General features: G+C 52.5%; 25 protein-coding genes and 4 tRNA genes. 13 read left to right on the plus strand and 16 right to left on the minus strand.

Annotated features, from left to right (window positions below):
* Position 1: 1 nt before the first annotated feature.
* The 4 genes from R3196_RS01775 to R3196_RS01790 are packed head-to-tail and all read left to right on the plus strand — an operon-like array spanning position 2 to position 2349.
* Positions 2 to 265: a YcgL domain-containing protein gene (locus R3196_RS01775; protein WP_318934904.1), complete on the plus strand. Its 264-nt coding sequence runs from the start codon at positions 2 to 4 to the stop codon at positions 263 to 265.
* Positions 262 to 1242 carry a lytic murein transglycosylase gene (locus R3196_RS01780; protein ID WP_318934906.1) on the plus strand — a complete coding sequence of 327 codons (981 nt, stop codon included), beginning with the start codon at positions 262 to 264 and terminating at the stop codon, positions 1240 to 1242. The genes R3196_RS01775 and R3196_RS01780 overlap by 4 nt, the downstream gene beginning before the upstream one ends.
* Entirely contained in the window at positions 1242 to 1898 is a 657-nt protein-coding gene (locus tag R3196_RS01785; protein ID WP_318934908.1) for a fumarylacetoacetate hydrolase family protein, read from the plus strand. Before R3196_RS01780 ends, R3196_RS01785 begins: the two co-directional genes overlap by 1 nt.
* Positions 1891 to 2349 carry a YcgN family cysteine cluster protein gene (locus R3196_RS01790; protein ID WP_318934909.1) on the plus strand — a complete coding sequence of 153 codons (459 nt, stop codon included), beginning with the start codon at positions 1891 to 1893 and terminating at the stop codon, positions 2347 to 2349. Before R3196_RS01785 ends, R3196_RS01790 begins: the two co-directional genes overlap by 8 nt.
* Here the strand turns inward: R3196_RS01790 and dsbB are convergent.
* Entirely contained in the window at positions 2346 to 2867 is a 522-nt protein-coding gene (dsbB, locus tag R3196_RS01795; protein ID WP_318934911.1) for a disulfide bond formation protein DsbB, read from the minus strand. The two genes, R3196_RS01790 and dsbB, sit on opposite strands and share 4 nt — an antisense overlap.
* A 192-nt stretch (positions 2868 to 3059) precedes the next feature.
* Here dsbB and fadR point away from each other — a divergent pair, with 192 nt between their 5' ends.
* Positions 3060 to 3770, plus strand: a complete 711-nt coding sequence (gene fadR, locus R3196_RS01800) for a fatty acid metabolism transcriptional regulator FadR (protein WP_318934912.1) — start codon at positions 3060 to 3062, stop codon at positions 3768 to 3770.
* A gap of 73 nt (positions 3771 to 3843) precedes the next feature.
* Here fadR and sodB read toward each other — a convergent pair whose 3' ends face one another.
* Positions 3844 to 4425, minus strand: coding sequence for a superoxide dismutase [Fe] (sodB, locus tag R3196_RS01805; RefSeq protein ID WP_318934913.1), 582 nt, complete (start codon positions 4423 to 4425; stop codon positions 3844 to 3846).
* Positions 4426 to 4660: 235 nt separating this feature from the next.
* On the opposite strand from sodB, the gene R3196_RS01810 reads away from it, so the two are divergent.
* Together R3196_RS01810 and R3196_RS01815 are read left to right on the plus strand one after the other, a co-directional pair.
* Complete coding sequence (locus tag R3196_RS01810) at positions 4661 to 4999, plus strand: Grx4 family monothiol glutaredoxin (RefSeq protein WP_318934914.1); 339 nt, start codon at positions 4661 to 4663, stop codon at positions 4997 to 4999.
* Positions 5000 to 5040: 41 nt separating this feature from the next.
* Entirely contained in the window at positions 5041 to 5646 is a 606-nt protein-coding gene (locus tag R3196_RS01815; RefSeq protein WP_318934916.1) for a peroxiredoxin, read from the plus strand.
* Between the two features lie 84 nt (positions 5647 to 5730).
* Here R3196_RS01815 and rnt read toward each other — a convergent pair whose 3' ends face one another.
* Genes rnt through rsxA form a run of 9 tightly spaced genes read right to left on the minus strand, consistent with a single transcriptional unit; the run spans position 5731 to position 12594 of the window.
* Positions 5731 to 6387, minus strand: a complete 657-nt coding sequence (gene rnt / locus R3196_RS01820) for a ribonuclease T (RefSeq protein ID WP_318934917.1) — start codon at positions 6385 to 6387, stop codon at positions 5731 to 5733.
* 18 nt (positions 6388 to 6405) lie between these two features.
* A complete protein-coding gene (gloA, locus tag R3196_RS01825) occupies positions 6406 to 6789 on the minus strand; it encodes a lactoylglutathione lyase (protein ID WP_318934918.1) in 384 nt (127 codons plus the stop codon).
* Between the two features lie 9 nt (positions 6790 to 6798).
* Positions 6799 to 7437 (minus strand): endonuclease III, encoded by a 639-nt coding sequence (gene nth, locus R3196_RS01830; RefSeq protein ID WP_318934919.1) that lies wholly within the window; start codon positions 7435 to 7437, stop codon positions 6799 to 6801.
* Entirely contained in the window at positions 7434 to 8123 is a 690-nt protein-coding gene (locus R3196_RS01835) for an electron transport complex subunit E (RefSeq protein ID WP_318934920.1), read from the minus strand. Before R3196_RS01835 ends, nth begins: the two co-directional genes overlap by 4 nt.
* Positions 8120 to 8782, minus strand: a complete 663-nt coding sequence (rsxG, locus tag R3196_RS01840; RefSeq protein ID WP_318934922.1) for an electron transport complex subunit RsxG — start codon at positions 8780 to 8782, stop codon at positions 8120 to 8122. The genes R3196_RS01835 and rsxG overlap by 4 nt, the downstream gene beginning before the upstream one ends.
* Positions 8779 to 9837 (minus strand): electron transport complex subunit RsxD, encoded by a 1059-nt coding sequence (rsxD, locus tag R3196_RS01845; protein ID WP_318934923.1) that lies wholly within the window; start codon positions 9835 to 9837, stop codon positions 8779 to 8781. Before rsxD ends, rsxG begins: the two co-directional genes overlap by 4 nt.
* Complete coding sequence (gene rsxC, locus R3196_RS01850) at positions 9834 to 11450, minus strand: electron transport complex subunit RsxC (protein WP_318934924.1); 1617 nt, start codon at positions 11448 to 11450, stop codon at positions 9834 to 9836. Before rsxC ends, rsxD begins: the two co-directional genes overlap by 4 nt.
* A complete protein-coding gene (gene rsxB, locus R3196_RS01855) occupies positions 11450 to 12013 on the minus strand; it encodes an electron transport complex subunit RsxB (RefSeq protein ID WP_318934925.1) in 564 nt (187 codons plus the stop codon). The genes rsxC and rsxB overlap by 1 nt, the downstream gene beginning before the upstream one ends.
* Entirely contained in the window at positions 12010 to 12594 is a 585-nt protein-coding gene (rsxA, locus tag R3196_RS01860; protein ID WP_318934939.1) for an electron transport complex subunit RsxA, read from the minus strand. The genes rsxB and rsxA overlap by 4 nt, the downstream gene beginning before the upstream one ends.
* Positions 12595 to 12771: 177 nt before the next feature.
* Here rsxA and R3196_RS01865 point away from each other — a divergent pair, with 177 nt between their 5' ends.
* Positions 12772 to 13302: a phosphatase PAP2 family protein gene (locus R3196_RS01865; protein ID WP_318934927.1), complete on the plus strand. Its 531-nt coding sequence runs from the start codon at positions 12772 to 12774 to the stop codon at positions 13300 to 13302.
* Positions 13303 to 13317: 15 nt separating this feature from the next.
* Positions 13318 to 14373: a glycosyltransferase family protein gene (locus R3196_RS01870; RefSeq protein ID WP_318934928.1), complete on the plus strand. Its 1056-nt coding sequence runs from the start codon at positions 13318 to 13320 to the stop codon at positions 14371 to 14373.
* A 33-nt stretch (positions 14374 to 14406) separates the two neighbouring features.
* Here R3196_RS01870 and R3196_RS01875 read toward each other — a convergent pair.
* From R3196_RS01875 to R3196_RS01885, 3 genes are all read right to left on the minus strand, one after another.
* A tRNA-Asn gene (locus R3196_RS01875) sits at positions 14407 to 14483 on the minus strand.
* Between the two features lie 29 nt (positions 14484 to 14512).
* Positions 14513 to 14589 (minus strand) — tRNA-Asn (locus R3196_RS01880).
* 513 nt (positions 14590 to 15102) lie between these two features.
* A complete protein-coding gene (locus tag R3196_RS01885; protein ID WP_318934929.1) occupies positions 15103 to 16284 on the minus strand; it encodes a pyridoxal phosphate-dependent aminotransferase in 1182 nt (393 codons plus the stop codon).
* 181 nt (positions 16285 to 16465) lie between these two features.
* Here R3196_RS01885 and R3196_RS01890 point away from each other — a divergent pair, with 181 nt between their 5' ends.
* Genes R3196_RS01890 through R3196_RS01900 form a run of 3 tightly spaced genes read left to right on the plus strand, consistent with a single transcriptional unit; the run spans position 16466 to position 20310 of the window.
* Positions 16466 to 17818 carry an MATE family efflux transporter gene (locus R3196_RS01890; protein ID WP_318934930.1) on the plus strand — a complete coding sequence of 451 codons (1353 nt, stop codon included), beginning with the start codon at positions 16466 to 16468 and terminating at the stop codon, positions 17816 to 17818.
* Positions 17818 to 19839 carry an excinuclease ABC subunit UvrB gene (uvrB, locus tag R3196_RS01895; protein ID WP_413242888.1) on the plus strand — a complete coding sequence of 674 codons (2022 nt, stop codon included), beginning with the start codon at positions 17818 to 17820 and terminating at the stop codon, positions 19837 to 19839. The genes R3196_RS01890 and uvrB overlap by 1 nt, the downstream gene beginning before the upstream one ends.
* A gap of 3 nt (positions 19840 to 19842) precedes the next feature.
* Complete coding sequence (locus R3196_RS01900) at positions 19843 to 20310, plus strand: DUF2919 family protein (RefSeq protein WP_318934932.1); 468 nt, start codon at positions 19843 to 19845, stop codon at positions 20308 to 20310.
* A gap of 4 nt (positions 20311 to 20314) precedes the next feature.
* Here R3196_RS01900 and R3196_RS01905 read toward each other — a convergent pair.
* Together R3196_RS01905 and R3196_RS01910 are read right to left on the minus strand one after the other, a co-directional pair.
* Positions 20315 to 20390 (minus strand) — tRNA-Val (locus R3196_RS01905).
* Between the two features lie 37 nt (positions 20391 to 20427).
* A tRNA-Val gene (locus tag R3196_RS01910) sits at positions 20428 to 20503 on the minus strand.
* Positions 20504 to 20680: 177 nt separating this feature from the next.
* On the opposite strand from R3196_RS01910, the gene R3196_RS01915 reads away from it, so the two are divergent.
* The coding region (locus R3196_RS01915) for a glutamate--tRNA ligase family protein (RefSeq protein ID WP_318934942.1) at positions 20681 to 20773 on the plus strand (93 nt) is incomplete at its 3' end.

Here is a 20773-nt window from a genome sequence, read left to right on the forward strand (position 1 = left end):
CATGTTGTGTGCAATCTATCGTAGCCCGAAACGCGCTGATACCTATCTGTATTTATCTCACCCCGCAGATTTTTCCTTAGTGCCTGAAGTGTTGAGGAAGAGCTTTGGTGAGCCAGTGCATGTAATGACCATAGCCCTGAATGAAAAGCGTAAACTAGCACGCCTTACCGTCGATGAGTTGATCCGACACCTGAACGAGTCGGGATTTTACCTGCAGTTACCGCCTAAAAATGAAAGTTTACTGAAACGGGAGTCAGCATTATGAAGACGTTATTAAGTGGAATTATGGTCGCTGCTGCGATGCTGATTGTTGTACCGGCACAGGCTGAGGAAGCTGCCGACTTCGCAGCGTACGTGCAGGCCATTAAGGCCGAAGCACGCACCGCCGGTTACAGTGAAGAGACTCTGGAAAAAGCTTTTACCGGCGTGAAATTCTACAAGCAATCGGTTACCGCGGATAAGAATCAACCAGAGTTTAAGCTGACCTTAGACACCTATCTGCCGCGCGCTGTGCCGGAATGGAAAGCCGATAAAGCCGTAGAACAGTATGCCAAGCACCGTGAGCTGTTAGAAAAAATTGGCGCTGAGTATGGCGTGCAACCCCGTTTTATTGTTGCTTTATGGGGAATTGAAACCAATTTTGGCTCGTTTACCGGCGGTTTCGATGTGATTTCAGCGCTTACCACTATGGCGTATGAAGGCCGTCGCGAAGCTTTCTTTAAAAAAGAATTGTGGCATGCCCTGACTATAGTTCAGGAAGGGCATATTGATATTGAACAGATGAAAGGGTCCTGGGCCGGTGCTATGGGGCAGAGCCAGTTTATGCCGAGCTCGTTTATGCAATACGCAGTTGATTACGACGGCGATGGTCGCAAAGATATATGGAACTCGATGGGCGATGTGTTCGCCTCTGCTGCCAATTATCTGAAATCGGTGGGCTGGCAGGACGATGTGACCTGGGGCCGGCAGGTGCTGTTGCCGACAGACTTTGACACGGAAATTGCGACGCTAAAAATCAAAAAGCCTCTGGCCGAGTGGCAGCAACTGGGCGTGCGCCGCATGGACGGCACTGCCTTACCACAGCGGGATGATTTGGTCGCCTCTGTTGTGATTCCTGATGATCGTGAAGGCAGGGTCTACCTGGCTTATGCCAATTATGATGCCCTGATGCGCTGGAACCGGTCGCACTACTTTGTTGCCGCAGTCGGCTACCTTTCAGATCGGATCCGGTTTCCCCGCTGATGTTCACGGCAGGGCCGCCGGCATTACCCGGTAAAATAGTCTGTGTGGGGCGGAACTACGCCGCCCATGCCGCAGAACTGAATAATCCGCTGCCATCACAACCCCTGTTATTTATGAAGCCAGCCACGGCCGTTACCTGGTTACCAGAGGTCAGAATCCCGGCCGGCCGTGGCGCCTGCCATCATGAACTGGAGCTTGCCGTCCGTGTTGGCAGCCGGCTGCGCCGCGCTGAGGTGAACGACGCCATGGCAGCAGTTTCACATTACGGGCTGGCGCTGGATTTAACCTTAAGAGATGTCCAGGACCAGTTGAAAGCGGCAGGGCAGCCATGGGAGCGCGCCAAAGCATTTGACGGCTCCTGTGCGCTGTCAGGGTGGCTGCCTGCAGCCGCAATCGATGCGGAGCAACCACTGCAGTTGCAGCTGGTAATAAATGGCGAGATACGCCAGCAGGGCACAACGAACGATATGCTCTGCAGCGTCGCGGCGTTGCTGGCTGATATCAGTCAACAATTTACTTTATTGCCCGGCGATGTGGTGCTGACTGGCACGCCATCGGGAGTCGGACCACTGGCGGCTGATGACGAGCTGGAATTGAAACTGGTACAGGGCAGCAACCATTGGCACTGGACCGGGAAGGTCTTAGTGGATGACTGAAATACCGTTCTGGGAACGCAAGAAACTGACCGAAATGACCGCGGAAGAGTGGGAATCACTCTGTGATGGTTGCGGAAAATGTTGCCTGCATAAGCTCATCGATGAAGATGACAGCACCGATGAGGTTCATTTCACTCATGTTTCCTGTCACTTACTTGATACTGGAACGGCTCGCTGCCGGCACTACGCTGATCGCAAAAATTATGTGCCTGACTGTGTGGTCATAAGCCCTGATAACCTGGCGGTGCTGGATTATATGCCACCATCCTGCGCCTATCGTCGGCTGGCCGAGGGGCGGGGGCTGGCGAGCTGGCACCCTTTACTGAACGGTGGTAGCCAGAGCGCCATGATCGCTGCCGGCATCAGTGCCGCTGGCAGGGTTATCAGTGAGGATCAGCTGGGCATCGATCTGGAAGACTGTATCGTCAGCTGGCCACTCAATGACTGTTAGAGTTTGCGGTAGCAGGCCAGGCGACAGACAAGCACCAGCAGCGCAGTGACAAAGTAGCTGGCAAAGATAATTTGCAGCCACTCGGGCATACTCAGGCTCATAAACTCCCAGTTAATATCGCCACATAGGCCGCGCGCTTCGAATAAGCCGGGAAACCACTCATGCAGCGGCATGAAGTCGGGGAAGGCGGGCACTCCGTCACAGACTGAGAAAAAGGCATTAGCCGCTTGTTGCATAGCGCTGTGATCGGCGGCAATCAGATAACCCCAACCCGCCGCGACCAACCAGCCGGCGAAACCCAAGCTACGTGCCACTGCTGAAGACGGCGCGACCAGCGGGATCAAGGCAACCAGCCCGATAGCCAGCACTGCGACGCGCTGATAGATGCATTTTACACAGGGTTCCAATTCCATCTGGTACTGAAAATAGAGCGCAACGGCGACCAGAATAAAAGAGCTGGCAGCCAGCAAAGCCCAGGCGCCACGCTGGTGGGGAAGGGCTGCGATTCGGGAAAGCATCAGGTATAGTCTCGGTTATGATTGGTTATGGATGCGCAAAACCATACCTGAGCTGATGAAAGTTGTCGATAGTGCCGTGGACCAGGCGCTAACAAAACTTGTCCGACCATTACAAACACTGGTAAAATCAGCGCTCATTAGCCCGAATTATAACCTCAACAGGTACAGATTATCCAAAACACAGACCATTTTATGATCATCAAGGCACAGAGTCCGGCCGGGTTTGCGGAAGAGTATATTGTTAAATCAATCTGGACCGGGCGTTTCGCACCAGGCACTATTTTGCCGGCTGAGCGTGAGCTATCTGAACTTATCGGCGTGACCCGTACCACGCTGCGAGAGGTATTGCAGCGCCTTGCCCGTGATGGCTGGCTAACTATTCAGCATGGCAAGCCGACGCGGGTAAACAATTTCTGGGAAACTTCGGGGCTGAACATCCTGGAGACCTTGGCGCGCCTCGATGAAGAAGGTATGCCACAGCTGGTGGATCAGCTATTGTCAGCACGTACCAATATCAGTGCCATCTACATCAGAGCAGCAGTGCGCTATAACGCCGAGCGGGTGGTCGAGTTACTGGCCGAAGCTGAGCAGCTCGAAGATACCGCCGAAGCTTTTACTAAATATGATTATCATCTGAACCATGATCTGGCTTTCGCCTCGCAGAATCCGATTTATGTGCTGGTGTTAAATGGCTTTAAGGGGCTTTATTCGCGGATAGGTAATTTTTACTTCTCAAATCCGGAAGCACGCTCACTGGCGCGTCAATATTATGCGGATTTACGGAATATGGCGGCTGAAGGTCGCAAAGATGATGCCGCATTATTGGTGCGCGAGTATGGTTATCGTTCGGGAAAAATCTGGTCTGATATGCGCCCTGATATTCCGGCCAACCTGATTGACTAAAATAGTTATCAGGCAGAAATAAAAAGGTCGGCAATTACGCCGACCTTTTTTGTGCTTAAACGTGCAAACGCTATTAAGCCAGGTTTTTCGCAACAAAATCCCAGTTTACGACATTCCAGAATGCGTCCAGGTATTTTGGACGGGCATTGCGGTAGTCGATGTAATAGGCATGTTCCCATACATCAACAGTCAGTAATGGTGTCAGGTCATCGTTAGTCAGCGGCGTTTCGGCATTGCTGGTATTAACGATATCGACAGAGCCGTCTGATTTTTTCACCAGCCAGGTCCAGCCTGAGCCAAAATTACCCGCTGCCTGGTTAGTAAACTCTTCTTTAAATTTGTCGAACGAGCCAAATTTGGCGTTAATCGCATCGGCTACGGCACCAGAAGGCTTACCACCGCCATTCGGGCTCATGCAGTGCCAGAAAAAGGTGTGGTTCCATACTTGTGCAGCGTTATTGAAAACGCCACCTTTAGAATTCTTGATGATCTCTTCCAGTGAATCACTTTCCTGGTCAGTTCCTTTGACAGCATCATTTAATTTAGTCACATAGGCTTGATGGTGCTTACCATAATGATACTCAAGGGTTTCCGCTGAAATGTGCGGCTCAAGTGCATTTTTTGCATAGGGTAGGTCCGGTAGTTCGAATGCCATGTGATTTTCTCCTTTTTTTGTACGTCATTCAGATTAAAGTCACGGATACGAATTCATTCGCTGTAGCGCTCTCTGTTGAATTCGTAATGTGCTGTCCCTATATACCTAAGTTGAGGCATATAAAATTAATTCAAGGGTAGTATAACCGATTTTGTTGGTTTCTGCCGTGCTGCCACGGCGTGATCTCTGTGATAAACTAGGGGTCGATCGTTAGCAATATCAACATGAGGTGGTCATGGAAACTGTGGAAAAAATTAAACAGCAGATTGAAGAGAATCCAATCCTGCTTTATATGAAAGGCTCGCCGAAACTGCCAAGCTGCGGTTTTTCCTCGCAGGCCTCTCAGGCATTAATGAGTTGTGGGCAGCCGTTTGCTTACGTTGATATTCTGCAGAACCCTGACATTCGGGCTGAATTACCAAACTATGCCGACTGGCCGACCTTCCCGCAACTATGGGTTGAAGGCGAATTAATCGGCGGCTGTGACATCATTATCGAGATGTTCCAGAAAGGCGAACTGCAACAGCTGATAAGCGAAACTGCAGAGCGTCATCCGGCACCGGAAGCAGAATAAATTATTTATTTCATTGAACCCAAAACAAATGGAGACCAATCATGGGTGTATTAGTTGGCCGTAAGGCGCCTAACTTCACAGCAGCAGCGGTACTGGGTAGCGGGGAAATCGTTGAGGATTTCAACCTGCATAACGAAATTAAAGGTGGTAAAGCAGTCGTATTCTTTTACCCGCTTGATTTTACCTTTGTTTGCCCGTCAGAACTGATTGCTTTTGATCATCGCCTGGAAGAATTCAAAAAGCGTGGCGTAAAAGTTATCGGCGTTTCAATTGACTCCCAGTTCAGTCATAACGCATGGCGTAACACTGCAACTGAAAATGGCGGTATCGGCGAAGTTAAATACCCACTGGTCGCTGACGTGAAGCACAATATCTGTAAAGCATACGATGTTGAGCATCCGGAAGCAGGCGTTGCCTTCCGTGCATCTTTCCTGATTGACGAAGAAGGCGTTGTGCGCCACCAGATCGTTAACGATCTGCCATTAGGCCGTAACATCGACGAAATGCTGCGTCTGGTTGACGCCCTTAACTTCCACCAGGAGCACGGTGAAGTATGTCCGGCTGGCTGGAAAGAAGGTGAAGAAGGTATGAAAGCTGACAGTAAAGGCGTCGCGGATTACCTGTCTAAGCACTCAGGTAAGCTGTAATTTAACTGCTGTAACGAGCTTGATTGTAAAAGCCACCGTAGATTTCTGCGGTGGCTTTTTTAATGCTTAAAAAAAGAAAATAATTTAGTCTTCAGACGCAGGCAGTGGCCAGCCACCCAGTTGTTGATACCGGTTAACGATATAGCAGAACAGCTCAGCGGTGCGTTCGGTGTCATAAAGTGCGCCATGGGCCTGCTGGGTGTCGAACGGAATTCCGGCAGCCTGGCACGCTTTAATCAGTACAGTCTGGCCAAGGGTAAGCGCCGCCAGCGCGGTGGTATCAAAGGTAACAAAAGGGTGAAACGGATTGCGCTTCAGGCTAACGCGTTCGGCCGCCGCCATCAGGAAGTTATGGTCAAAGGTGGCATTGTGTCCAACCAGCACACAACGCTGACAACCAGCATCTTTCTGGGCTTTACGGATGGGCTTGAAGAGCTCTTTCAAGGCATGTTCTTCAGCGACCGCGCCGCGTAATGCCGAGTGAGGGTTGATGCCGTTAAAATCAATCGCTGCCTGTTCAATGTTAGCGCCGTCAAAAGGTTCCACATGAAAATGCACGGTCTGATCAGGATGCAGCTGACCCTGCTCATCAAACTTCAGGGTAACAGCGGCAATTTCCAGTAGCGCGTCGGTGCGCGGATTGAAACCACCGGTCTCCACATCAATAACCACCGGCAGGTAGCCGCGGAAACGTTGTTTCATCTGTAGTAACGGATCAGTAGACAAGGGTTCAGTTGACATAAATTCTCAGTGGTTGTTTCAGGTACGTTCAATCAGTTCAATAGCGTAGCCGTCCGGATCCCGCACAAAAGCGATAACCGTACTACCGCCCTTAACTGGTCCCGGTTCGCGATAAACGTCGCCACCCGCATCTTTAATTCGCTTACAGGTGTCATGAATATCTTCAACGCCAATGGCGATATGGCCGAAAGCCTCACCGTGTTCGTAGGAATCGACATCCCAGTTATAAGTCAGTTCCAGAACCGTATGGTCCATTTCAGAACCATAGCCAACAAACGCCAGCGAATATTTGTAGGCTTCATTATCAGCTTGACGGAGCAGTTTCATACCCATCACATCGGTGTAGAACGTAATTGAGCGGTCTAAATCGCCAACTCGTAACATGGTGTGCAATAAACGCATATCAGCTCCTTAGTCGTCAGATGTTTTGTCGGGGTATTCGCAAAGATCCTCGATCAGACAGCTACCGCATTGTGGCTTTCGCGCTATACAGGTATAGCGGCCGTGCAGGATAAACCAGTGATGCGCATCGGTTTTAAATTCTTTGGGAATGACTTTTTCAAGTTTATCCTCGACTGCGCGAACGTTCTTACCCGGCGCAAAGCGGGTGCGATTAGACACCCGGAAAATGTGGGTGTCCACGGCAATAGTCGGCCAGCCGAAAGCGGTATTCAAAACCACATTAGCGGTTTTGCGGCCAACGCCCGGCAAGGATTCCAGTGCCTCACGATCTTCCGGGACTTCGCCATGATAGTCACGGACTAAGATAGCGCAGGTCTTAATAATATTCTCAGCTTTGCTGTTATAAAGCCCGATGCTGTTGATGTATTCTTTCAGCCCATCCACGCCCAGTGCCAGTATAGCGCCCGGGGTATTGGCAGCGGGAAATAGCTTACTGGTCGCTTTATTAACACCTTTATCGGTAGCCTGGGCTGAGAGTATGACGGCAATCAACAGTTCAAAGGTGGAACTGTATTCCAGCTCGGTATCCGGGTGGGGATTATTGTCGCGGAAGCGGGTAAGAATTTCGATGCGTTTTTGTTTATTCATTGAGCCGTTACCCGCGCTCGGGTTACCTGTTTGGCGGGTTGCTTCGCCCGCTGTTCGCGATAGTGATCAATAAGGTTTTTTAGGGCAATAATAAAGCCCATGGCGATAAAGGCGCCGGGCGGAAGTATCGCCAGTAATAACGGATAATCTACCGCAAAGAGCTCTATCCGTAGCCCGGCAGCCCAGTCTCCGAGCAGCAGTTCAGCGCCATCGAACAGGGTGCCGTTACCCAGCACTTCGCGCACGCCGCCGAGCACCACCAGCACGATACTAAAGCCAATGCCCATCATCAATCCGTCAAAAGCAGAACGGCGCCAGGGGTTCTTTGAGGCATAGGCTTCGGCGCGGCCGATAATGGCACAGTTGGTTACGATCAGCGGGATGAAGATCCCTAGTGACTGATAAAGGCCGTAAACGTAGGCATTCATGAGCAGCTGAATAACAGTGACAAAGGTCGCAATGACCATCACGAAAACGGGAATACGAATTTCTTTTGGCACCCAGTCGCGAACCAGTGAAACCGTGATGTTCGAGCCAACTAATACGAATAAGGTAGCGAGCCCGAGACCCAGCGCGTTAGTGACGGTAGAGGTTACCGCCAGCAGCGGACACAGGCCAAGCAATTGCACCAGCGCGGGGTTGTTCGCCCACAGGCCTTGCCATGTCAGTTCTTTATATTCGTTCATGGTTCTGCCTTTTCCGGAACAGTTGAAGGTACTGGCTGGGAGCAGTCAGCGGGCCGCCGGAACCAGTCTTGCTGATGTTCTTTAAAAACCCGCACCGCTCGTTCTACCGCCTGCACCACAGCGCGCGGGGTAATAGTGGCGCCGGTAAACTGATCAAACTGGCCGCCATCGCGTTTTACTGCCCAGCGCGGGTCATTTTCACCGCGGACTTCACGCCCGGCGAAGCTGGTAATCCAGTCGCTTTTACGGATCTCGATTTTATCGCCCAGGCCAGGGGTTTCCTGGTGCTGCAGGGTTCGCACGCCAGCTACACTGCCGTCAGTATAGACCGCAACCAGTAGCTTAATGGCACCACTATAACCATTTGGTGCTGTTACTTCCATGGCGGCCGCGACCGGCTCGCCATTCATGGTCGCGCGGTAAACGGGCTGCGGCGACGAGCCAAGCTTGTCATTGCTGACCCGGATACAACTCTGATAGAGATCATTATCGTGTTCGCCGGGGGCGATCACCTGATTGAGCACCTGCAGCAGTTCCTCTTGTTGCTGCCGGGCGATGGGCTCGGCAGTCAAACGCGCCGTGATCACTACCAACAAGGTCGCAGCGCAGGCAAAAGCTGCGAGAATAAGGCCATTACGCTGCATACTTCTGGCGATCATGGGCGACCTCCATGGCCGTAGACAACCGGCCGGGTATATTTATCAATCACCGGTACCATCATGTTGGCCAGCAATACGGCAAAAGCCACGCCATCGGGATAGCCACCCCAGGTACGGATAATGTAAACCAGGGCACCGATCAGCAAACCGAACCAGAGCCGGCCTCGATTTGAGGTGGCTGCGGTAACCGGGTCGGTCGCTATGAAAAAGGCGCCCAGCATGGTGGCGCCGCTGAATAAATGCAGTATCGGGCCGATCTGCTGATCAGGCGCAAACGCCGCGCCAATGAACGCTGGCAGGGCCAGGCCTAACAGCACGCCGGCCGGAATATGCCAGCTGATCACGCGTAACTTAATAAGCGCAAGACCACCCAGCAGGTAGGCCAGGTTAATCCACTGCCAGCCGACGCCGGCAAAGTCAGAAAAAATTGGTTTAGCGGTTGCTTCAGACAACGTCATCTGACTGCCAAGGTCGGTGCGCAAACTGTCCAGCGGCGTCGCCATTGTCAGACCATCAATACCGGTGCGCAATTGCTCCAGGTTATAACCCGAACTGGTGTAACCGCTGATAATCAGATTGATGGTGTCAGCCACAGAAATACTATGTTCAGTTAGCATGGTGGGTGCCGGCCAGCTGGTCATCTGCACCGGGAATGACACCAACAGCAAAACATAGCCTGCCATGGCCGGGTTAAACAGATTCTGACCAACCCCGCCGTACACGTGTTTGACCACAATAACGGCGAAGCTGGTACCAATGACGATAATCCACCAGGGGGCCAGTGAGGGAATACTTATGGCTAGTAATACCGCGGTAACCATGGCGGTATGATCGCGCCAGGCGGACATCATAGGGCGCCCCCGCAGGCGCATACAGAAGCCCTCGGCGAGCCAGGCGGTCGCCAGCGCCAGCACTAACTGAAACCAGACGCCCCAGCCAAAAAACACAGTTTGCAGCAGCACGCCTGGGATCAGCGCGAGATACACCAGCCGCATGATCTGCCGGGTAGTACGCCGCTGGTGGGTATGAGGGGAGGCCGCTATTTTAAAGGTCATTCGGAATCCCCTGTGCTTTTATCTTCAGTTTTATTATTGGTTTCAGCGGCTTTAGCTGCCTGGGCCGCCTTGCGTGCCTTGGCTCGTGCAATTGCGGCCTGAACCGCATCCTGCGGGTTGTCACCACCGGCTTTAACCGCTTCGGCCTGCGCCTTTTCACGGGCTAAGGCGGCCTGGCGGTGGCGCTCCAGCCGTTCTTCTTTTTCGCGCTCAAGGCGTTGTTGCCGCGCTTCAAACCGCTCGCGGGCGATTTCGGCACTGGCCTTCTCTCGGGCTATATTACGGATCTCCGCTTTGGCTTTGCGGTAATAGTGCACCAGCGGGATTTCACTGGGGCACACATAAGCACAGGCTCCGCACTCGATACAGTCAAACAGGTTTTGTTGCTCAAGGCCTTCATAGTCTTTTGCTTTGGCCAGCCACTGGAGCTGCTGGGGTAACAACACCGCCGGGCATACGTCTGAACAGGCGCCACAACGAATACATGGCATTTCCTGCTGCGCCGGTTCCAGCTCGGTAGTAGCCGGCAACATAATGCAGTTGGTAATTTTCACCACCGGAACGGTTAAATCAGGCAAGGTGAACCCCATCATAGGGCCACCCATTATAACGCGTTGCTGGGGTTCCGGAGTGTAGCCACAGTGCTCAAGCAAGCTCGCTACCGGCGTACCAAGCCGCACCCAGTAATTACCCGGCTGCTGAACATTTTCCCCGGTCACGGTAACCACACGTTGTAGCAGTGGCCGGCCGTGATCAATGGCATCCTGCACGGCGAATGCGGTGCCTACGTTGTGCATAACCAGGCCAATATCTATAGGCAGCCCCCGGCTGGGCACTTCACGACCGGTCAGGATCTGAATCAGTTGCTTTTCGCCACCGGACGGGTACTTCACCGGGATTTCCCGCAGGGCTATGGTGGGATGATCAGCCAGCAGTCGTTTAAATACCCCGATGGCGGCCGGCTTGTTTTGCTCAACTGCAATCAGGGCTTTGGAGCATCCGACAATATAAAGCAGAATTTCGGTACCGCGAATGATCTCAGCCGCATGTTCCTGCATCAGGCGATCATCAGCGGTGATGTAAGGCTCACACTCAACACCATTGATTATCAGGTAATCCAGCGGCCGTTGCAGCGCTAGTTTGCGCGCGGTCGGGAAGCCAGCGCCACCTAAGCCGGCAATACCAGCGTCGTGCAGACGATCGAGTAGCTCGGTTCTGGATAACTGCTGATAATCCGGTACCGGGTAGAGATCACAGCAATTATCTTTGCCGTCGGCAGTTATCGTAATCACTAAATCAGCCAGCCCCGACGGGTGGGCAATCCGGGCCGGGCCAATGTAAGTTACTTCGCCCGAAGTCGGAGCATGCACGGGTAAGCCGTTGGACATTCCTGGTTTCGTCAGCGGCTCGCCGGCCAGCACCTGCTGGCCAAGCTGCACACAGATCTCGCCAGGATCACCATTATGCTGCCTGACCGGAACGCGATAGTCGCCCGCCACGGGTAAAGCACTTAATGGTGTGCTGTTGGAAAGCTCTTTTCGCTCGGGCGGATGGATGCCACCGGGGAAAGTCCACAGGCGACCCGCTTCAATGTCGGTTAAATCAGCTGACATTAATCCGATGACTCCACAGTATGTACAGGGATTTGGTGCAGATTCCACTGCCAGTTTTCCGGGCGCGTGGGCACCGGCACCATATCAATGCAATCGACCGGACAGGGTTCAACGCAGAGGTCACAACCCGTGCATTCGTGTTCGAGTACCGTATGCATGTGTTTAGCCGCGCCCAGGATGGCATCGACCGGGCAGGCCTGAATACACTTGGTACAGCCTATACACTCATCCTCACGAATGACGGCTACTTTTTTGGTGTCTTCAGTGCCATGGGCAGCATCCAGGGGTTTTGCCTCAACCCCCATGAGATCCGCCAGGTTGCGAATAGTGGATTCACCGCCGGGCGGGCACTTATTGATGTCGTCGCCATTGGCGATAGCCTGGGCATAGGGGCGACAGCCCGGATAACCACATTGGCCGCACTGGGTCTGCGGTAGCAGGGCGTCAATCTGATCAACGATAGGGTCACTTTCGACTTTAAAGCGCACGGCAGCAAAGCCAAGTACCAGACCAAAGACCAGAGCCAGCACACCAAGTGCGATTAGCGCAGTAAGTATACTCATGTGACCGTCACCAGCCCGGTAAAGCCCATAAAGGCAAGGGACATCAGGCCGGCGGTGATCATAGCGACCGCCGCCCCTTTAAAGGGCAGTGGTACGTCGGCGGCCGCCAGCCGTTCACGCATGGCGGAGAATAAAATCAGTACCAGCGAGAAACCAATGGCAGCACCAAAGCCATAAACAATGGACTCGACAAAGTTATGTTGTTCATTAATGTTCAGCAAAGCGACGCCCAAAACCGCGCAATTCGTGGTAATTAATGGCAGGAAGATACCGAGTAAGCGATACAGGGTCGGGCTGGTTTTGTGCACGACCATTTCAGTGAACTGTACTACGACCGCAATAACCAGAATGAAACTCAGGGTTTGCAGTGCCAGCAGGTCAAACGGCGCCAGAATGTATTGGTTGATCAGGTAGCTGCAAACCGAGGCCAGGGTAAGCACGAAAGTCGTGGCGGCAGACATACCAATAGCGGTCTCCAGCTTGTTGGACACGCCCATGAAAGGGCATAAGCCAAGAAACTTTACCAACACGAAATTATTGACTAGTACCGTTGCTACTAATAGCAGCAGGTAGTCACCCATAGCAGATTCCATCCGGTCATGAAGAATTGGCTCTATTATCGGATTTTTAGCGGCATGAAACAACCGACTAACGGTACTGTTATTCGACTTTGTCACGCAAAGTTCATAAATCTGTCGCTGGTACGAAATTTAAACAGGCTAAGGTAACCCCCAACACGCACAAGTGGGGGATTACGAATGGCACGCTGGCTTGACCACTTAAGTCGCTATGACCGTATCAGTTTCTGCTGGTTTAACGGCCGGCTTCCACGACTATCACAGAGCCGCATCATCCGCTGGCTTTCACGCAGCGGTGATGGCTATTGCTATATCGCCATTCCCATTGTGGTCAGCAACTTTGGACCTATTATCCCATACGCCTTATGGCACACCTTATTGCTCGGTTTCGCCGTCGAAGTGCCCATGTTCAGATTACTTAAAATCTGGTTAGAGCGTCCCCGGCCTTATCAGGCAATGACTGATTTTAAAGCTCTCATCGAAGCCCATGACCAGTTTAGTTTCCCCTCTGGGCATACTACGGCGGCGTTCATGTTTGCCGGAATTATCGGTAGCTATTATCCCGGCTGGTTTGAAGCGGTATATCTTTGGGCTTCGTTAATCGGGCTGTCGCGTGTCCTGTTGGGAGTACATTATCCGGGCGATGTGGCGGCCGGCGCTTTGCTGGGTAGTTCACTCGCCTGGTTTTCGTTAGCCCTTACAGCAAGCTAAAAAGGAGTAGCTAAAATGCGGATCCTGATTGGAGTACAAGGCACTGGCAACGGGCATTTGAGCCGCTGCGCAGCGCTGGCCGAAGCGCTGGCAACGTTGCCGATACAGGTCGATTTCCTGATGTCGGGCCGGCCCCGTGCTGGTTTTTTTGATATGGAGCCATTTGGCGACTGGCAGTGGCGGCAGGGCCTGACCTTTGCGGTGCAGAATGGCCGGGTGGCACTGCGCGAAACAGTCCGGCGCAATAACTGGAAACAGTTCTGGCGGGATGTCTACGAGTTAGATTTAAGCCGTTATGATCTGGTTGTCAGTGATTATGAGCCCGTGACGGCCTGGGCGGCCCGTAAACAACAGCGCCGGGTGATTGGCATTGGTCGCCAGTATGCTTTCTATAAACCCTGCCATGGATTGCCGATAAGTACCCCCCATCGTCAGCTATTGCGCTGGTTCGCGCCGGCTAATGATGTGGTAGGTATGCACTGGAGTAACGGTGGCCCACATATACTGCCGCCAGTTATTCATCAGCGTGGCCCGCAGCGAGCGCGTGAAGATAATCATTACCTGGTTTACCTGCCGTTCGAGCCTCTGCCGCGGATCCATCGTTTACTGCAAGGCTTAAGCGATTATCGATTTAGTGTATTTCACCCGGCGATGACGCAAAAGCAAGTCGGCAGTGTCCGCTATTATTCGCCATCGCGTGATGGTTTCGCTGAGGCATTCAGCCGCGCCTGCGGCATTATCAGCAACGCGGGCTTTGAAACCAGCAGTGAGGCCCTCTGGCATGGGAAAAAGTTGTTGGTGAGGCCATTAGCCGGTCAGTTCGAGCAGCAGGCCAATGCCCGTTGTCTGCGTCAACTTCAGTTAGCTACTGTAATAAAAGACCTTGATAAGGCCGAGCTTAGCAACTGGCTTGAGCATGGCAGGGCACGTCGGTGCTGCTGGCCGAATGTGGCAACTGAACTGGCTCAATGGCTGGCGACAGGCGCGGAGCGTCCGGTAAGCGAACTGAGCAAAGCACTGTGGCGTAAAACGGATACAGCAGATTATCAGGGGTTATTACAACGACGTTAATGACGCAAAGCTTTCAAGGCGCACATATGAAGATGGCTCCCCAGGTAGGATTCGAACCTACGACACATGGATTAACAGTCCACCGCTCTAACCAACTGAGCTACTGGGGAATTGCATAGGGAAGTGTTGAAAGGATGTCTGGCTCCCCAGGTAGGATTCGAACCTACGACACATGGATTAACAGTCCACCGCTCTAACCAACTGAGCTACTGGGGAACACATCTGACAACGGGAGCGAATGTTAAAGGGGCTTGCGCAAGCTGTCAATAGTAAAAATGCGCGTTTGCGCGTTTTGTGCGCAGCCGCAATAAAAACTTATTTGTCAAGAGATCGTCAAGCGCGGCTCTATAACATTAGGTATATCAACGAGAGGGGCTTGGTTATCCACAGCAACGCCAACATCACGCCCTGTAAAGGGTTGCTGATCTTATCCACTAAATCTGTGGATAACCTTGTGGGAAACTATGTGTGTTGCTATAAAAACCGCATGATAGCGGCTGTTTAAGAGATTGCTTAAAAAATAGCTGAAAAAAAATAATTCTTTATTTATCATGGATTTGCATGACTTTTGAGAAGAATGCGACGAACTGATATTTTTGCCTGAACAGGCTAAAGAGATTTTTTTCGGGCTTGTGCATTTCTTATCTGGATTGGCTGAAAATAGTGCAGTTTTCAGGGGCTTTCAGCTGGTCTGATAAGTTGTAAGTAAAAAAAGACAACGAACAACGCCTATGAGGCGAAGTCCGTTATCCGACGAACGGCTTCTTTGAGGGTTGCCATATCGGTTGCGAAAGAAAAACGGCAGTGACCCGGGGCGCCGAATGCAGTGCCGGGAACCAAAGCGACGTTGGCGGTATTCAGCATTAGTTCACACAGCTCGATATCGCTGTTGCAGTCTTTCGCTGCCATCAGACCCTCAATATTGGCGAAGGTATAGAAGGTGCCATCACCGGCGATGCATTTCATACCAGGGATTTGATTTAGCGCATTAACCAGATAGTCATGACGCTCTTTAAACGCGTCCACCATGGTGCGGATGCAGCTTTGGTCGCCCTCCAGCGCTGCCAGGGCAGCGTACTGGCTGATACTTGCGGCGTTCGACGTGCTCTGCGACTGAATCTTCTTCATTGCCGCAATCAGCGGTTTAGGGCCGGCGGCGTAGCCGATGCGCCAACCGGTCATGGCATAGGCCTTGGAAACCCCGGATAACAGCATGATGCGATTACTCAGGTCGGGAGCGACCATTGCGATATTGTAGAAAGATTCCTCAGTCCACAGAATGTGCTCGTACATATCATCACTGGCGATCAATACCTGCGGGTGCTTGCGTAGCACTTCGGCCAGTTCGCTCAGTTCAGCTTTGGTGTAAGCCGTGCCCGTAGGATTCGACGGGCTGTTCAAAAACAGTAAGCGGGTTTTGGGCGTAATCGCAGCGTCCAACTGGGCAGCGGTAATTTTATAGCGCTGTTCAATCCCGGCCTCAACGATAACCGGCTCACCACCTACCAGCTTGACCATATCCGGGTAGGAGACCCAGTAAGGGGCCGGAATGATTACTTCGTCACCGGGATTCAGCCAGGCGCTGAGCAGGTTAAATATGCTGTGTTTACCGCCAGACGAAATAAGAATCTCCGAAAGCGAATAATCCAGACCATTGTCGCGTTTAAATTTATTAATCACCGCTTGTTTTAATTCAAGAATACCGTCAACTGCGGTGTATTTGGTTTTACCTGCATCAATAGCGGCTTTGGCAGCTTGTTTGACAAACTCGGGCGTATCGAAGTCGGGTTCACCCACGCCTAATCCAATCACATCGTGCCCGGCCAACAAAAGTTCGGCAGCTTTTTGAGATACGGCCAGGGTAGGTGAGGGTTGAATGGCATTAACGCGGTCGGATAACTGATATTTCACGGCTCTATCCTGTGAGTGAAAGAGGAAAGCCGTATCATATAATCACTGGCTATTTTTGTCCACGGGTGCCCGCCGCGCCGCGATGGAAGAATGGTGAGTAATCCGATACACTACCGAGCTTCGTACAAATCAGTTCGGATTATATTTTTATCTATTTTCAGTTAAGCAACCGGAACCATTAATGGCCTCAGTCGTCAGGGCAAAGACCTTACTGCATGATCCCATTCCCGCTACTTTATGGCGGATGACCTGGCCGATGATCATCGGCATCGTCACATTAATTAGCTTCAATGTGGTTGATACTTTCTTTATCGGCTTGCTAGGCACCGACCCGCTGGCAGCGGTGAGCTTTACCTTTCCGGTTACTTTTACCGTGGTCAGTCTGAGCATCGGGCTCGGCATAGGAACTTCCGCGGTTATTGCCCGCAAACGTGGCAGCGGCCAGGAAGATCACGCACGCTTCGATGGCACCATCGCATTGACTGTATCGGCCTTACTGGTCGCAGCGTTGGCGCTGCTTGGCTATTTGTTTATGGAGCCCATATTTGCAGCGCTGCGGGCGCAGCCCCGGCTGATGACATACATTGAGGACTATATGACCTTGTGGTTTCTCGGTGCGGTATTACTGGTTATTCCGATGGTTGGCAATGCGGTGCTGCGGGCAGCGGGCGACACCCGCACACCGTCCCTGATTATGGCTTCCGGCGGCTTGCTAAATGCAATATTCGACCCCATCTTCATCTTTGGGCTGGGGCCGTTTCCAGCGCTCGGAATACAAGGCGCGGCTCTGGCCAGTGTGCTCTCGTGGACCATCGGCGTGGTGTTGGTGCTGTGGTATCTGAATTATAAAAATTTACTGACGCTGGTGGCACCGGGGGGTGCAAGCTTTGTGCGGTCGGCCCGGCAAATCCTGAAAATTGGTTTGCCGGCCGCCAGCGCAAATATGTTAACGCCGCTTGCGATGGCGGTGCTGACTGCGATTATTGCCGGTTATGGCGCAAAAGCAGTTGCCGCATTCGGGGTCGGCACGCGGCTGGAGTCGCTGGCGAGCGTGATTATTCTGGCCTTGTCGATGTCGTTGCCGCCGCTGATCAGTCAGAACTTCGGCGCCAGCGCCTTGAACCGTGTCGCTGAGGCTTATACAACAGCTATTCGAGGAATCATCGTTACGCAACTGATTATTTATGGGGTCCTGGTGGCGTTCGCTCCTTTCATTGCGGCGGTGTTTACCGATGATGCCGAAGTTGCTGCGCTGATTCGCTTGTTTTTATATATCATGCCGCTGGGCTATGGCATGCAGGGGATTATTATCCTGACCAATTCGAGTTTTAATGCCTTGCATCAGCCAATGTCAGCTTTGGCTTTAAGTATTATCCGGTTATTTGTAATGTTCGTGCCGTTGAGTTGGCTGGGCGCTATAATCGCGGATATCCCGGGTTTATTCATTGGGGGCGTCGTCGCAAATGTCCTGACCGGAACTCTGGCGTGGTGGTGGTTTCACCGGACGCTGGCGCAACAGCGGGAGCAGTTATAATGCGTGCTTTTGAAATTCAGTCTGATTACCAGCCTGCCGGCGATCAGCCTCAGGCCATCGAAAAGCTGGTTGATAATCTGGAAGCTGGCTTAGCTCATCAGACGCTACTGGGCGTAACAGGGTCCGGCAAAACCTTTACCATGGCCAACGTGATCCAGAAGATCCAGCGACCGACGTTGATCCTGGCCCACAATAAAACGCTGGCTGCGCAGCTATACGGTGAGATGAAGGAGTTCTTCCCCAACAACGCGGTGGAATACTTCGTCTCATACTATGACTACTATCAGCCGGAAGCCTATGTTCCGACTACCGATACCTTTATCGAAAAAGACGCCTCAATTAATGAGCATATTGAGCAGATGCGGCTGTCGGCTACCAAAGCGCTGCTTGAGCGTCGCGACGTTGTGCTGGTCGCCTCCGTATCCTGTATTTATGGTCTGGGCGATCCTGATGCATATATGAGCATGATGCTGCACTTGCGCCGCGGCGATATTATTGATCAGCGGGATATTCTGCGGCGGCTGGCGCAGTTGCAATATAAACGCAATGATGCGGCCTTTGAACGGGCAACGTACCGGGTGCGCGGCGAAGTCATAGACATTTTTCCGGCTGAATCTGATGAGTTGGCGGTAAGGGTGGAACTCTTTGACCAGGAGATTGATCGCATTAGCTTATTTGAGCCCCTGACCGGGCAGGTTACCGAGGCTGATGTAGCGCGCGCCACCATTTATCCGAAAACGCACTATGTCACGCCACGTGAAACCATTCTCAAAGCCATTGACCGGATCAAGGTAGAGCTAAAAGATCGCAAAGAACAGCTGCTGGCGGCCAATAAACTGATTGAAGAGCAGCGCATCAGTCAGCGCACGCAGTTTGATATTGAAATGATGCTGGAGCTTGGCTATTGCTCGGGCATCGAGAACTATTCCCGTTACCTGTCGGGCCGGGCGCCGGGCGAGCCGCCACCAACCTTGCTGGATTATCTGCCTGATGATGCCTTATTGATCATCGATGAGTCCCATGTCACGGTTTCGCAGATTGGCGCGATGTACAAAGGCGACCGCTCGCGTAAAGAAAACCTGGTAAATTATGGCTTCCGCCTGCCGTCTGCGCTGGATAACCGTCCGCTGAAGTTTGATGAATTTGAAGCCATCGCCCCGCAGACCATTTATGTATCGGCCACGCCGGGTAAATATGAGCTGGAGAAATGCGCCGGTGACGTGGTTGAGCAGGTGGTGCGGCCAACCGGCCTTATTGATCCTGAGATCGAGATCCGTCCGGTCGCCACTCAGGTTGACGATCTGATGTCCGAAGTGAAGTTGCGTGCTGAGCGCAATGAACGGGTACTGGCGACCACGCTGACCAAGAAGATGGCTGAGGACCTCAGTGATTACCTTGATGAACATGGTGTACGGGTGCGCTATTTGCACTCGGATATTGACACCGTGGAGCGGATGGAAATTATCCGCGATCTGCGTCTGGGCGAGTTCGACGTCTTGATTGGCATTAACTTGTTACGGGAAGGCCTGGATATGCCGGAAGTCAGCCTGGTGGCTATTCTGGATGCCGATAAAGAAGGTTTCCTGCGTTCTGATCGCTCGCTGATCCAAACCATTGGCCGGGCCGCACGGAATCTTAACGGCCGGGCAATTCTGTATGCTGACCGTATTACCGGTTCGATGCAGCGGGCTATGGACGAAACGGCGCGCCGCCGCGAGAAACAGGTCGCGCACAACGAGGCCATGGGCATCACCCCGGTCGGGATGAACAAGCGTATTACTGATGTGATGGATTTGGGCGCCGGTCGCCGCAGTAGCCGCAAAGACCGGGCGGTACAACAAATTGCTGAGCGGCAGCCGGGTTATGTACCGCCAGTGACAGATCCGAAAGTACTGATGCAGCAGTTAGACAAAACCGAAAAAGCCATGTACCAGGCCGCCAAAGATCTTGAGTTTGAGCGCGCGGCACAGCTGCGCGACGAAGTGGGTAAAATGCGTGAACAATTGAAGCGGCTTGGTTAAGTCATGCTGAAGGCCGGCGATGAGCGCTATCTTACCGGGGACGGCCAGTTGCGAACGCCGCTGGCGCTGATCTTCCTGTTGTTATTCTTTTTACGGGGCTATCTGGCCTGGATCATTTCGCTGACTTTTAGCGAAGATCGCACGCGCTTGCTGCAATTTTTTTACACCAGCACTGAGCAATTTGGCCTGACTTTGCTGGTTGGCCTGCCAGCCCTGTTTACACTGGTGTTGCTGACTCAGATTAAAGCGGAAATTCCTGGCTGGGTAAGGGCAGGTGCACGTATAGCGCCGCTGGCACTGTGGCTGAGCTGGGTTATCGATGGAATGTTATTGCTGAGTCTGATCAGCGCACGCTGGCCGGAGTTTTCTGTGGTTAAAGCTTTTCTGGTGTTCGGGTGGCTTATCGCGTTGTGGATTCTGCTGTTCTCACGGCATTTGCGCCGCTTCTGGGAATTACTCAGTGAGGAATAAAGCGTGGTGGATGGTACTGGGCTCGAACCAGTGACCCCCGCCTTGTAAGGGCGGTGCTCTCCCAGCTGAGCTAACCATCCATCAGGGAGTTCTTGTACTCATTTTCGAAGCGGCAGATGGTGGATGGTACTGGGTTCGAACCAGTGACCCCCGCCTTGTAAGGGCGGTGCTCTCCCAGCTGAGCTAACCATCCGTTTTCTCTGCGCTGCGGGGCGGTATTATAGGGTGCTCCGCGAAGCTGTCAACAGAAAATAGCAGAGATTTGACCTGACTGCTGCCTTTTTCGCCATTTCTGCCAGATGCGTTAGCCCGCGGTTATTGGTAAACTAACGGGTAATCTATTCTGAATCATGCGGAGAGTTCAATTATTATGACAGTGGTGACCCGATTTGCCCCCAGCCCGACCGGCTACCTTCACGTAGGCGGAGCCCGTACAGCTTTATATTCATGGCTGGTAGCCAAA

The sequence above is a fragment of the Pseudidiomarina sp. genome, from assembly GCF_033722695.1.
Classification (GTDB): Bacteria; Pseudomonadota; Gammaproteobacteria; order Enterobacterales; family Alteromonadaceae; genus Pseudidiomarina.